This window comes from Solitalea canadensis DSM 3403 (genome assembly GCF_000242635.2).
In the GTDB taxonomy this organism is placed as follows: Bacteria; Bacteroidota; Bacteroidia; order Sphingobacteriales; family Sphingobacteriaceae; genus Solitalea; species Solitalea canadensis.
In genome coordinates this window covers 714,633-731,067 of record NC_017770.1, presented here as the reverse complement: position 1 = coordinate 731,067, position 16,435 = coordinate 714,633, and the positions used below count along the sequence as shown (strand labels likewise).

Here is a 16,435-nt window from a genome sequence, read left to right as displayed (position 1 = left end):
AATACAATAAATTTTATATCATCTATTTATATGCTCTAATCAATTCAATATATCCGGAGAATTTATTTTTTGCCACATCCGAACTATTCAGTCTGAGGATATAGAAATAAACCCCTTCCTCCAGTTGGCTGCCATCCCAATCATTCTGATAATTATTGCTACGATAAACCTCATTTCCCCAACGATTAAAGATCAACAGTTTACTTCCCGGATAATTTTCCAATCCCTCAATCTTAAACACATCATTAATACCATCTCCATTTGGAGTAAATACATTCGGCACTACGAAAGCTATATTGGAGTCGACGACCATATCTGTTGTGCAGTTAGTTGAGGTTGAAGAACAGCTTGTAGGATGCACTTTGCCGTTTCCATTAACAGTTGCCTGGTTAATTATTACAGAAACTCCATTAAGAACCGTTGAGGCTTTAACCGTTAATACGTAACTACGTTCTTCATCCACTGCAAGATCAGTATCAGTAAATATTACAGCGCTACCAGCTAAACTACCTCCACTTACATAGGTAGTATGTTTCGGCAATGAATCCATAATTGTAATGTTTGAGATCAATACATTTCCAATGTTTTTCACATGAATAGTATAAGTTAATTCTTCCCCCGCCTGAACTTTTCCATCTCCTGAAGCGTCTGTAACTAGTTTCCAGGTAGAAAAATCATTAACGGTAACCGTAGCCGGTATTTCAGTTTTACATGTCGGTATTGAAACATCAGCTGAACAGGATGTAAGTTTATCTTCACCATCAGCAGTTACTGTTGCCTGATTGCTGATACTTGTTATGCCTGTTAAAACATCAGCTGCGCGAACCACAAATGTATAGGTGCGTTCTTCATCGATTGCCAAATCTGTATCCGTTAAGGAGATATTAATGCCGTCAAATGTACCACCGCTTACATAAGAAGTGTTTGCAGGCAATGGATCTGTTATAAAAATATTCTTCAGTATTCTGCTTCCGGTATTCTTAACGTGAATAGTGTAGGTTAATTCTTCATTTTCACGAGCTACCCCATCGGCATTGGAATCAGTACCCAATTTCCAGGTTGCAAAATCTGCAGGAGACAATACAACCGCTAGTCCTCTTTCCCTATTCAGGCTTCTGCATCCGTTGGCAGTGATCACTTCCACCTGATAAAATCCCTGATCCGAGGCTTGAAAGTTTGCAAAAGTTAAAGTGGCTTGATTTGAAGCTCCCGGAATTAACATACCATCTTTATACCACTCTAATCCGGCATAAGAACCATTTACATTCGCTGTTAATGTAAAAGAAGAACCAATGAATAAGTTTTCCGGAAGAGGAACTGATGTAATGGTTACCTCCGGAATTTGTTCAACGGAAACAGTTACCGCCTTTGCATTGGTTGGGTTATTAGCGCAAACATTATCACCACTAACAGTAATATAATAGGTAGTTGTTTGCGTAATACCCGGCACTGTAAATGTATCGCCAGTTTTTAAAACAGTAGTTAAGGCGGCATCTTCATACCAGGTAAATACCGGATTTACCAGGGTGCTAGAGGCCGTTAAAATCGTTCCGGCGCCACTGCAAACTATTGCGTCAGTTATCTGAATATCAGCTGCTGTTGCCGGATTATTTACTGTTACGGTTACAACCATTGCCCTATCAGGTGTACTTTCACACACATTTGAGCCACTGACAGTTACATAATAATTAGTAGCTACAGAAAGATTTCCAGTATTAAAGGTTGTTCCTGTTGTTAACAAATTGGTTAATGCCGGATCGCTATACCAATTAAATACAGGATTACTAACAATGGAAGTTGAGGCCGACAACTGAGCTGAGTTACCACTACAAATCGTTTCATTATTTACTACAAATGCATCAGATGGCACAGTTGGCTGAACCAAAACACTTACTGTTTTTGCTGCTCCTGCCTGATTTTCACAAATGCCAGCACCCTGAACAGTTATATAATAGGTAGTTGTTCCGGTTAATACAGGTGTGGTAAACGTAGCTGTATTATCAGCAAGAAGATTGGTCAACGAAGCATCGCTATACCAATTGAATATTGGATTGTTAATGGTGCTGCCAGCCGTTAAGGTAGCGCCATTTCCTGTGCAAATAACTACATCTGAAATAGTTATATCTGCAGCTGTGGCATTTGGCGTAACGGCTACATTTACTGTTTTAGCATCTGCAGCTAAATTTTCGCATACATCAGTTCCCGAAACAGTAATATACAACGTAATATTTTGTAAAAGCACAGGAGTTGTGTAAGTGGCTCCTGTGAATATTTTGTTTATTAAGCCTGCATCAGCATACCAATTAAATACCGGGTTTGGAACCGTTGAACTTGTTGCTGTTAATTGAGTAGCAGTGCCTTTACAAATAGAAACATCTGTAATTGTGATATCAGCAGCTACTGGGCGAGGATTTACGATCACAGTAACCGGAAAACCTGTTAGTACCGCACCGGAACAAATAGTTGGACCAGCAACTGTTACGTAATACGTGGTTGTTTGAGTCAAAACCGGAGTTGTAAAAGTAGCACCCGTTCCTATCTGGTTGGTTAAGGCAGCATCACTGTACCACACAAATGAAGGATTTGCTTCGGCCACGCCTACACTCAAAGTAGTGCTTTCTCCACTGCAAATCACCGTAGGCGCTTTTACAAATAAGTGAGTAATTACCGGAAGTGGTGTTACCCCAATGGTAACTGCTTTAGCGTTTCCGGCAATGTTGGCACATACATCATCACCGGAAACCGTTATATAGTAAATGGTTGAAGTAATTAAAGTTCCAGTGTTTAATGTAACACCTGTTGAAATAAGGTTAGTTAATGCTGCATCACTATACCAGTTAAATGAGGGATTTGCTACTCCCGGCGCAGAAGCAGTTATAGTAGTACTTTGGCCGATGCAGATCAGCTGATCCGGCACTGTTATCTCAGAAGCCACCGCAGTTCTGTTTACAGTAACATGAACCGCTTTTGCTCGGCTTTCACACACATTATCACCCTTTACAGTAACATAATAAACGCTGCTTACAGTTAATGCGGGCGTAGTAAAAGTTGCTCCATTTGAAATAAATGTATTTAAAGCAGCATCACTATACCAGTTAAATTCCTGATTATTTATCGAAGAAGCACTGGCTGTCAGAACGGCCGATGATCCTTGACAAACAACCTGATCAGCTACCGAAATGCTAATTGTATCTGCCAATGGGTTAACAGTAACTGTTACCTGTTTGGCATCTGTTATACCATTGGCACAAATACCAGCTGCAGATACGGTAAGAAAATAATTAGTTGTGGTAGTAAGCGCAGGCGTTGTAAAGTCGGTTCCGGTGTTTACCAATTGTGTTAATGCAGCATCACTATACCAGCTAAATTGTGGTGAGCTTATCGTAGTGCTCGATGCACTTAATGTAGCTGATGAACCACTGCACACGGTTATATTGTCGACCTGAATATCAGCAGTTGTTGCATTGTTATTTACATTTATTGTTATGATTCTTGCAGCTCCGGCTTCATTCTCACATACCCCATTACCACTAACTGTAACATAATAACTAGTGGTTTGACTTAATGCCGGAGTAGTAAATGATACTCCTGTTGCCACAACAGTTGTTAGTGCGGCATCACTATACCATGTAAAAACAGGATTAGTTAATGAAGATGTTGCATTAAGGGTTGCTGTTGCGCCCGAACAAATTGTTTGTCCGGCTGCGGTAATATCTGCAGCCACAGCCTTCCTGTTAACCGTTAAGCTCACAGAAGCTGCTGTACCCGTATTATTTTCACAGACCCCGTTACCTGTAACTGTCACATAATATGTGGTGTTATTAAGAAGTGCGGGAGTAATAAACTGACTACCAGATGTGATAAACTGAGTAAGAGCAGCATCAGCATACCAGTTAAATACAGCATTAGCTATTGTTGATGTTGATGCATTTAATGTTATGCTAGTTCCTTCGCAAATTGCAGCAGGTGTATTTATAGTGATATCTGAATTAACGGCATGACGATTCACTGTAACAGTAACCACTTTACCCGTGGTAACTACCCCGGCAGGACCCTCACATACGCCATCTCCTGTAACTGTTACAAAATACGTTGTTGAAGTTGTCAATGCAGGAGTGGTAAACCTATCACCTATTGTTAATAGTGTTGTTAATGACGCATCCGTATACCACCTGAATACCGGATTAACTACTGAAGAGCTTGCTGTAAGTGTTGTGGTTTCCCCACTACAGATCGATGGATCAGAGCTAAATATATCAGCTACTGTACCATTTCTATTTACGGTAACAGTTACCGGTCTTGCTGCAGAACCGGAGCTTTCGCAAACTCCAGCAGCTGAAAAAGTAACATAATAAGTGGTTGTGCTACTCAGTGGAGGTGTAGTAAACTCATCGCCAATAGTAAGTAAGTTAGTCAGCGATGGTTCGGCATACCATTTAAAAATGGCTCCTGCAACCGTACTTTCGGCACTTAACAATGCTGATGCTCCGTTACAAACGGTTACATCTGCAGAAGTTACATCAGCAATAACAGCGTTACGATTAACAGTAACCCTTACTTCTTTGGCTGTACCTGCTTTATTTCTGCACACTCCATCACCAGCTACAACAACGTAATAAGTAGTGGTAGCTGTTAAGGCCGGAGTTGTAAAAGATGAGGTGGTTGCCACCGGTGTTCCACTAAGTGCTGCATTATCGTACCAGGTAAATATTGGATTAGTTAACGTTGTGGTTGATGCACTTAAATTAATTGATTGTCCGCTGCATAATGTTTTATCCTCTGCCGCAATATCTAATGCAGTGGCATATCTGTTTACCACAACTGCGATACTGGCAGCCGTACCGCTCAGGTTTTCGCATACACCATCTCCTGAAACCGTAGCATAATACGTAGTGGTAGTACTTAGCATCGGAGTATTAAAAACAGCTCCGGTTGATATTGGATTTCCTGATAAGCCGGCATTATCAAACCACCTGAACACTGCATTGGCAACAGAACTGGTGGCGGTTAATGTAGTGGAAGAGCCTTCACAAACCTGTTGTGTTCCGCTGATAGTAATATCACTTGCAGTGGCATGACGGGTTACCGTTACATTAACAACCTTTGCACTCGCAGCTGTATTGGAGCAAACCCCGTTTCCTGTTATAGTGATATAATAGCTTGTAGTTGCATTTAAAGGCAAAGTAGTGTATGATGAGCCTGTTCCTGCTAATTGTGTTAATGCCGCATCAGCATACCAACTAAAAACAGGGTTGATAACGGAAGATGAACTTGCCGTTAGCATTACCTGAGTTCCTTCACAAATTGTTTTATCTAAAGCATTAATATCAGTAGCAGTTGCAATGCGATTAACATTAACTGTAACAGCATGACCATTTCCTGCCAGATTCTTACACACCCCTATTCCGGTTGCGGCAACATAGTAAGTAGTGCTGGTTGTTAATATTGGTGTTGTAAAACTAGCTCCTGTAGCCAAAGGAACCCCTGTTAATGCAGCATTATCATACCAACTGAATTGTGGAGCGCTTAAAGATCCACTGGTAACAGTTAATGACGCAGAAGAACCTGAACAAATAGTTGTGCCGGCACCTACAATATCAGCATTTTCTGCATAGCGTTGAACAGTGACGGTTACCTGCTTTCCGGTACCCGGTAAATTTTCACAAGCCCCATCTCCAATTACCGAAACATAATAGCTTGTAGTTGTTGTTAATGGCGGAGTGGTAAAACTCGTTCCGATGTGAAGCGGAGTGCCTTGCAAATCTGCATTATTATACCACTTGAATACTGCTCTTGTTAAAGTAGTACTTGATGCTGTAAGTATTGCTTGTTCATCACTGCAAACAGTAATGTTATTAGTTGAGATATCAGTAGCGGTTGCGTTTCTGATTACGGTTAATGTTACCGGTTTGGCAGCTTGAGGTAAATTTTCGCAAACCCCATTTCCACTTACCGATACATAATAAGTGGTTGTTTGAGTTAAGTTAGGGGTTGTATACGTTGCCCCTGTAGCTAAAGGCGTTCCTGTTAGATCAGGATTAGTATACCATTTGAATTGAGCATTGGCAACGCTTATACTCGAGGCTATTAATGTAGCACCCGAATTATAACAGGTACTATCATGCTCAGCCTGAATATCATTTACTGTGGCTCTCCTGCTTACTGAAACCAATACAGCTTTTCCATTATTAGGCTGATTTCCACATACGCCAACACCCGAAACTGAAACATAATAAATTTTTGAAACCGAAAGTGTGGGAGTAATGAAATTACTACCTGTAGCTAATGGAACGCCACTTAAATTGGCTTTATCATACCATTTAAATACAGGGTTGTCAATAGTACTGGAAGCCTGCAAGTTTGCCACTTCATTGCTGCAAATCTGAACATCATTTGTGGTTATATCGATTTCAGTTGCATACCGGTTTACCTTAATGCTTATACTTTTGGCCGAGACGCTTTGATTGGCACAAACACCAGTACCTGTAACAGTAACATAATAGGTTTTATCTGAAGATAGCGGTAAAGTAGTATAAGATGAGCCAATGTATAATGCATTACCGCTTAAATCGGCTGTATCATACCATGAAAAGATCGGGTTGCTAACTGTTGTGCTATTAGCTGTTAATGTGGTGGTTGATCCGCTGCACAGCTCACTTATTCCGGTTACCGACACATCAGAAGCAGTTGCCAAACGATTTACCTTCACTGTTAACGCTTTTCCTTCGTCAGAACGGTTTAAACAAACACCATCGCCTGCTACCGCAACATAATAAGTTGTAGTTGCAGAAAGAGCGGGAGTATTAAATACATTCCCTGTAGTTATTGGAACTCCGGTTAAGGCAGCATTATCAAACCAACTAAACTGAGGATTGGTGAGCGATGTGGAAACCTGAAGCTGAACAGATCCTCCGGCACATATTTCAGCACCACTGCCTTGAATATCATTTGCCACTGCATGCCTGCTTACAATAACAGTAGCCTGTTTAGCCCCTGTAGGTTCACTTTCACAAACACCATCTCCTTGCACAGTTGCATAAAACGAAGTTGTTTGTGATAGTCCGGCTGGAGTATAGGTAGTTCCGGACGCCAAAAACCGGGTGAGCCCGGCATCAGCATACCATTTTATAACCGGATTGGTTAAAGAGGTTATGGCTGTAAGCGTAGCTTGTTCATTCTCGCAAATATTATCTCCGGTAACGGTTAAATCAGACGCACCGGCTTTAGGTAATACTGTTACGGTTATCTGTTTTCCTGTAGAAACCTCTCCACCCGGACCTTCACAAACGCCATCCCCACTTACGGTGACAAAGTAAGACGTAGTACTTGTTAATGGTGGAGTTGTAAAATTTTCTCCGGTGAACAACAATGTATTTAATGTTGCATCAGCATACCATTTAAATATCGGAGATCCAACTGATGATGATACACGCAACTCTGCTGAATATCCCGAACAGATTGTCTCGTCACTGCTTTCTATGTCTGCAGCTGTAGAATTCCTATTTACTGTTACCAAAACTGATTTTGCTCCCGCAGCCTCATTCTCACAAATACCATTTCCACTTACCGTAACATAATAGGTGGTATTGGCAGAAAGCACCGGAGTAGTGAATTCTCCGCCTGTAAATACCAGGTTTGTAAGTGATGCATCGCTATACCATTTAAATACCGGACCCACAACAGTTGTAGTCCACGCTTCCAATGCTGCCGTATTTCCATTACAAGTAACTGTCGGCGAAGCATTTATATCATTGGCAGTAGCTTTAGGCAATACTGTTACCGTTACGGCCTTTGCGGTTGCTGCTGAATTAGCACAAACTCCTACTCCACTTACTGTTACATAATAATTAACAGAGGAAGTAAGTGCCGGGGTTCTAAAACTGGCTCCCGTTCCCACAGCAGTGGTAAGTGCAGAATCGCTGTACCATGTATACTGCGCATCTGTTATTCCGCTTATAGCAGTTAATTCGGTTGTACTACCAGAACAAGTGGGCGTTACTGTTACGTCAATATCAGCTGGAGTTGCTATACGGCTTACATTGACTGTAACTATTTTTGCTTCAGCAGGATCATTTGGACATAATTCATCGCCACTGCTTACAGTGAGGTAATAATTAGTTGTTGAAGTTAGGGCTGGCGTTGTATAGCTATTGCCGGATGCAACCAAGGTGTTAAGCGAGGCATCACTGTACCAATTTATAATCGCTGATGGGAAAGCGGTAGCTGTTGCGGTTAATATTGCAATCTGTCCGTTGCAGATAGTAGTATTTGTTGCTGTAATATCTGATGCCTTACCTTTGGGATAAATAACCACATTTACTTCTTTTATCCGGTTACACCCTCCGGAAGAATGTACCGCTGAAATATAATAGGTTCCGCTTACACTAATATGCTGCGGATCGGCAACTGCAGCTGTTGCAGCTATATCCGTATAATAACTCAAGGTGATACCAGGGCTGCTGCCGGCCGTAATTGATGGCAGGGTTAGATCTACCTGAGTTCCTTCGCAAACAGGAACAGGGTTCGTTATTGTTAGTATAGGTTTATCAACTGTATTAAATACATAAGGTTTAACAACTGAACATCCATTTACATCTGTCAATTTGATATAATAAGTATTTCCTGCATATACTTTTTGTGGATTAGGTAAGAGTACGGTAGCTGATGCATCTGCCCAGTAAGTAAATGTACCGGCACCGCTTCCGACAGTAATGGCAGCATTTGTAAGATCTGTATACACTCCATCATCATTATATGGATCACACGTTGGAGTTATGGTATTGATTGCGAGGTTTGGTAGCGGATTTACCACCACTGTTACCTTTTTAGCAGTACCCGGTAAATTTTCGCAATCTGTGTTACTTAACGCAGTTATGTAATAATTGGTGCTAGATGTAAGTACCGGAGTTGCAAAAGTGATCGTATAAGTAGCTCCCAATCCATGTTGTTCTGAAAGTAAATTTGTTAATGCTTCATCATTGTATATCTTAATCTGGTTAGCACTCCCTGTTATTGCAGGAGTGCTAATAGTTAAAGTAGCATTTGTACCGGAACAAATAACCTGATTACTTACATTGATGTCTGTTGAATCGGTATACTTTCTTGTGTTTAAACTTGCCAAAGCATAGGAGTTAATGTTCTCGCATCTGTTATCTCCGCTTACCGTTACTTTATAAGAAACAAAACTTCCTGCGATTGTCTGTATTGGCGGTGTAAAATCAGGGCCTGTATTTACCAGTGTATTTCCGGAATGGGTATACCATTTAAAAACGGGATTAACAATTGTACTCGCAGGATTGAGCGAAGCAGAAAGCCGTGCAGTACCTCCCACACAGGTGCTGTTACTTTGGGTAATGATATCTGCAGCGGTGGATAAAGGATTAACAATCACGGTAACAAACTGCGTTCCATCCTGATTTTCACACTTTGCACCAGAAGCACTTGCTACAGTAATATAGTAGTTAGTATTGCTTGTTAATGGAGGGGTTGTAAAAGTAGCGCCCGTATGTATAAGCGATAAATAACCGGCATCACTATACCATTTAAATACGGGATCACTGATCGTTGAACTGGCAAGGCTTACGGTTGCGGACGAGCCATAACAAGCAGGTGGATTACTCACTACCGACCAGTCTGCCGCCGTTGCCAATGGGCTTACCGCAACATTTACTGTAAATGGAATTGTCGGTTCACAATAATTATCTCCTGATACAACTGCATAGAATGTTGCAGATAAGGCTAATGGTAACGACTTATACGTTACTCCTGTTGCCAACAATTGAGTTAACGACTGATCGGCATACCATTTCACTAGCGGATTTATAACGCCAGGAGTCAAAGCTGTTATGATCGCTTCATTTCCTGAACACAAAGGGGCATTATCAAGAGTAAAGGTGACTGCAGTATAACGAGGCAGCACATTAACGGTTACTACCCTGGCATTATTCGGTTTATTAGCACAAACAGTCGAATTGCTTGCCGTTACGTAATAAGTAATAGTTGTTGATAACACCGGAGTTATAAATGTAGTTCCCGAACCAACCAGCGTTGTTAAGCCGGGATCTGCATACCAGTTGAAGGTTGCTCCGCTAATGGTGGTACTTGAAGCCGTTAGCGTGGCTGTTGTTCCGTTGCAGGTACGTGGCACATTTACCGATACGTCTGCAGCAGTGGCATTTCTGAGTATCGTTACAGTTACGGCTTTGGCAGAATCAGGAGCATTTTCACACATCCCGGTTCCGGTTACCGTTACGTAATAGATTCTTGGTGAATTTAATGAAGGCGTAATATAATCAGCGCCAGTAGACAAATACTGTGTTAAGCCGGCATCGGCATACCACTTAAAAACCGGGTTAGCTATCCCGGAAACCGTAGCTGTTAAGGTGGCTGAAGAACCCTCACAAACAGACTGGTTGATTGCTGTAATGCCCGCTGCCTCAACTCGCGGATTTACTGTAACAGTGACTAGCTTTCCAGCTTCTACTGCCATCGGAGGCCCTTCACAAACTCCATCACCACTAACAGTTACAAAATAAGTTTGAGTTGACCATAATACGGGTGTGGTAAATTCGTCTCCGGTAGCTAACAATGTGTTACGAGTACTATTCGTATACCAGTGAAATACCGGGTTAGTTACTGAAGATGTAACCGTTAAATTAGTTGCCGTACCCCGACAAATAGTCGGATCGCTACTTTCAATATCAGCTGTAGTTGCATTACGATTTAATGTAATAACAACCGGCTTACCTGTCGCCGGCAAATTCTGACATACCGCTGCATTACTTACAGTAACGTATAATGTGGTTGATTCCGTAACAGGAGGAATATTTACGGAAGCTCCTGTGGCAACCAAAGTTGTAAGGTTGCTATCGCTGTACCAATTAAAGGTTGTGTTACTTAAACTACTGCTTGCGCTCAAATTGGTTGATTGCCCTATACAGGTTTCTGCATCCGAGACGATGATATCAGTGGCAGTTGCAACCGGTTTTACGTTAACAATTACTATTTCTGCACTGCCTGGCTCATTTTCACAAACATCAGTCCCTGAAACTGTTACATAATAGGTGGCAGAATTGGTAAGATTTCCTGTATTAAAACTTGCCCCTGTTCCTACCGATGTAGTTAAAGCGGCATCACTGTACCAGGTTATTACCGGGTTGGAGATGCTCGTGGTTGCTGTTAGTGTTACTGCTGAACCACTGCAAATATTTACTCCCGACACATCAATATTGGCAGCTGTGGCATTTCGCTTAACTGTAACAGTAATTGTTTTAGCTGACGCAGCATTGTTGGTACAAAAATTTGTTCCCGAAACAATTACATAATACTGTTGTGTTGATGACAGAGCCGGTGTTGTATAGGTACCCGAGCTTGACACCGGAGTACCCGACAAATCAGGGTTATCATACCAGGCAAACTGCGGGTTAATAACGGTTGGAGCGCTTACCAGCAACGTAACCGCTTGTCCTTTACAGATACTGGTATCTGCACTTTGAATAGTTGTTGCTGATGCATTAGGTAAGGTGCGAAGTGTTATAACAGCGGCTGTGCCTGCATTATTTTCACAAAAGGATCCATTTTGTACCGTTACATAAAAGACCCGTTCTGTTTGTCCCTGTGGGATGGTTGTAACATAAGATTCTCCATCACCCACAACATCATTTATTGGGGAAGTTAGTTGTGCATCATTATACCATTTAAATACCGGATCTGTAATTGCAGATGCTTCCACATACATCGTTACATTTTCACCTTCACACCCCTCATAAACCAAGGAATCACCTGCATTAATATCAGCAGCAGTTGGCCGTGGTTTAAACATCAATGTTACTGGTTTTGTAACGGTGCATCCGTTGCCGGTTGCGTCAAGTGCTTGTATATAATAGGTTCCGGCAGCGCCTACTGCTGCAGGGTTTACTACCGGTGTAGTCTGGTCGCTTTGCAAATAACTTAATTGTACTCCCGCAGTACTACCTGTTGTTATCGAAGCAGCTGTAAGATCAAATGTTAATCCCTGACATATTGGAACAGGATCTGTAATGATTAGTGTTGGTTTTAGTAAGGAGTTTACATTTATTACATAAGGCATGATTACTGAACAACTGCTATTATCAGTTAACTTAATGTAATAGGTGCCTGCTGTGGTAACATGCCGAGGATCATCTAATGCAAATGAGGCTGCCGCATCCCTCCAATATGTAAATATTCCGCTTGAGCTGCCTGTTGTTACTCCCGGATCTGTTAAATCTACATAAGGCAAATCTGAAGCTGCACCACAGCTAACTGCAACCTGATTGATGATCAATGTTGGCAAGGCATTAACCGGTACATTGAAAGATGCAATAGCAAAACAAGAACTGTTAGGGTTAGTGAGTTTTGCATAGAAAGTGGTTGAATTAGTTATCATCACATTTGACGGATCAGCAATTGGCTGTGTGGCTGCCCCTGCATCTAACCAAAATGTAGGTAAAACACCCGCCGGAACATTACTGGTTGTTGAAACCGCTGAATTAAGGTCAACAGTACTTCCCGGACAAACAGCTGCAAGATTATTTGCGGTAATTTGTGGAGATGGTAAACCCAATGGAGTAGCGCAATTAGCTGAACCAATTGTAATGTATCTGACAGATGAAAGCGGAATTACAGTAGCGGTTATGCCTGCCACCGTGACTGTTGTTCCGGAATAACTTATTGTAATGCCGCTTTCGCCACTGGCCAATACGGTTGCATTGGTAAAATCGCCATCATCATCTACTAAGAGCCGCAAATGCGAAGCTGTTACCGGAGTTGCAGCAGCGGCATCCAACTTTATATCAAAACTATACGTTGATGAAAAACCTGTATTCTGAACTTTCCATTCTCGTTGTATTCTGGCGATAACAGTTGCCGGTTGCTCATTATAATTTATGGATGGATGGTGCAATAATGTTCCATCGTGTCCGGTTATAAGGTATTGCCCGGTTGCTGTTACAGTACCTGAGTTAACTGAATTACTTTCTGCAAGGGTGGATAAATAAACCCTTAAGCTATCTGAAGGTGTATGCGATTGTTTTTGATTCAGGGTTATAGAATCTTCACGACCAAGTCCGATTATGTCTTTTATGTAATTACCTGTAAGCGTATAAGTAACAACACCATCACTTTTAGTATAGTTATGAGAGAGCGTTATTCCATATTTCACAGCAAGATAGCTTTCAACCACGCCCCTTTCTGTATCCGAATGAGCTGCTCCGAAAGTCATGACTTCGGCAATATTGCCAGCAAATGGATCAGTCGATACGTTTAGTCTTCCTAAAAAAACCGGGGTTTGTATAGCTGTTGAAATACTCCCGCCGTTACCGCTATAATTATTAATCAACGCACCATTCCGGTAACCCCTACGATTATTTTCAGCAAGACTTCCACGCAAAACAGAAATATCCGGTACGTTAACTGTGCTAATGGCATCGTTCCGGATAAATGTATCGTTTGCATTATCTTTCTGAATAAATCCACCAAAGGACTCTATATCAACTTTGGCAGAAAGTCCGGCCCACCCCATTAAAACTCCATTTGCAGCACTGGCTTTCAATCCTATAGCATATATAGTAGTATTATCCGGTGAAGAAATCTGATTAACGTTCAGGTTAGGAGATGATAACCATTGTACATTTGTAAAGCTGACACCAGGATTATAATTCAATGAATTTGTAGTAAAAGTAGGTTGTGCTGTGGTATTAGCTTGTCCGGCATTTTGGTTATTCAGCACATCAATCCATGTAGTAACATTGCTTCCCGTGGTAACTAATCCATTGTCTGCCCTAAACCAAAGGCGTCCTTCCGGAGCTATCCCATTAACTAAAGGCCCTGTTTTAAGTGTAAAAACAGCGTTATTAGGCAGATTTACATTTGCAAAAGAAAGTACATCGCTGACCAATGATTGGGCCGAATACTGAATCACATTAGTACCTGTAAATAAACCCGATCCGGTTGGATCAACTACTAATACATAATCACTTTGCTTTCTTCCCGCTACTGTTAAGCCAGACATATTCAGGGTTAGCGTAACCGTGCCGGGATTACCTGTGCGCTGTACCTTCCACACACGATTAAGTCGTTTTAATGTTCCACCTAAAAATGGCGTGCTTATTTCTGAAAGATCATTGGTATTATGTCCGATCAGGAGAAATGTACCGTTAGCTATAGCAGACGGGGAAGATATCACCATATTTCCCATTCCATTTTTTCCCTTTCCGTTGCCCGAACCTGTGTTCATACTATTTGAACTTATTTGTAGCAATCCGGAAATATCATCCTGACCAATACCAAAAACATCATGATGATAAGCGGCGTTTAGGGTTGAATCCCAAATTACTGTATTACCTGAAGAGACATAGTTTCCGACTTTATGAATCCCATATTTCAGGGCCAAATACGATTCAATATTATTTCGTTTACCTTCGGTAGTTTGATTATAGATGATTATTTCGGCCACCTTTCCCTGAAACGGGTACCATCCCAAATAATTACCGTTATTGTTAGTTCCACCAATCATTGGTGTAAAATCAAAGGAAGTAAAATCAAAATCTGCATCTCCGGGTGTAACACTCTGGTTAACACCATCTAATCTTCCTATCATGTAAACCGGAATACCCGGACTCTGATCCAGATTAACCATATGATAGCCTGACGTATCATTAAAGGAGAACCTTGAATGATACTCGTACTTACCCATGCCGGCATACATATCATCGCGATCACCCAAAAATATACCTCTTCCGTAATTCTCACCGGGAACGATTCCTCCGACAATCGTACCATTTTCAATTGCATCCCATTTAAACACTGCATAAGCATCTGCATAAGTAATGGTACTATTACCTGATAGATAAGTTGATGGTAATACGGTGCTAGAATCTGTATTGGCGAAAGAAACTGCTGAATTAAAATTAATGGCATTAAGATTAAATCCCGGAGTTCCGGCAGTAACCGTAAATGTGTTTACATTTGTTTTGTCCCGCCATCCGGTAAGATCAGTGCCAGTGAAAACCGCACCATTTTGCGAATCCAACCATAGCGTAAGTCCTTGCGTAACGCCTCCGGGAGCTATATTTGACGATCCAAAGGTAAAAACAGCACCATTAGGTATTGCAACACCTTTAAATTGAATTACTGAACCAGTAAGACCGGAAGCAACAATTTCTTGTATGGTACCCGTTGCAAAATTTCCGTCTCCGTCATTATCTATCAATAGTTTAAAATTCAATTGCCGGTTAGCAATAAATGCTAAACCGGAAGCATCAAATTTCATTTCAACTGTTCCAACCGTACCAGTCATCTGAGCTTTCCATAGACGGTTTAAACGGGTGTTAATACCAACAGGTACATTGGTTGCAACTGCATTTAAATTGTTTAAATCATGGCCAATGAGTAAATAAGAATTATTGCCCATTGCCGATGGAGATGAAATGACAATATTACCCCTGGCATTTTGACCGGCCCCGGTACCGCTACCTGTATTTACACTATTGGATTGCACTTGTTGCAAGCCGGAGGTATCGTCGCGCCCAATTCCAAATACATCATGATGATAAATTGCATTCGCTGTTGAATCCCAAACTACTGTATTATCCGATGAAACGTAGTTTCCGGCTTTATGAATCCCATACTTTATTGCGAGGTAAGATTCAATTTTATTTCTGCTTCCTTGTGTCGATTGATTATAAACAATAATTTCAGCCACCTGTCCCTGAAAAAAAAACCATCCTCCTCCTCCTCCATTGTTGGATCCGCCTATCATCGGAGTAAAAAGAAAACTGGTAAAATCAGTACCTGTAGTAGTTATAGATTGATTTTTCCCATCCAGCCGTCCAACCATGTTAACCGGAGGACCGGGACTTTGATCGAGGTTTACAATATGAAATGAGGTGATATCAGTAAAAGGGAACGAAGAATAAGTTGACGTTGTTCCATTTCCGGCATATTGTCCACTTCGGTTTGCCCCAAAAATCCCTCTGCCATAATTAACATATCTACTGGTACTCCCTAATAAAACACCATTAGTTGAAGTAGTCCACTTAAATACCGCATAAGCATCTGTATAGGTTATTTCATTATTACCCGAAATGTATGAATTAGGTAAAGCAGTATTAATTCCTGAATTAGCAAAACTAACCGAAGGGTTAAAGTTTATTGCATTTAAATTGAATTGAGGTTTGGTGGAACTAACTGTAAAAGTATTAATGGCAGTTCGATCAGTCCACCCATCTAAATTTGAACCAGATGTAGCTGTGCCGTTATTGGCATCAAGCCACAACGCCAAGCCTGGTGATACGCCACCTGGTGATTGAGCATATGCATTTTGAAGACAGATACTCCCAAAAAGAAAGATGCACCGTAGTAAATTTCTTTTCGATAACATAGTCTTTTTAAATCATCATCTATGGAGATACAATGT

General features: G+C 41.2%; 1 protein-coding gene. It reads right to left on the bottom strand.

What is annotated here, in order from left to right; genetic code table 11:
- Positions 1-22: 22 nt before the first annotated feature.
- Positions 23-16,399 carry a T9SS C-terminal target domain-containing protein gene (locus SOLCA_RS02940; protein ID WP_014678959.1) on the bottom strand — a complete coding sequence of 5,459 codons (16,377 nt, stop codon included), beginning with the start codon at positions 16,397-16,399 and terminating at the stop codon, positions 23-25.
- Positions 16,400-16,435: the final 36 nt, after the last annotated feature.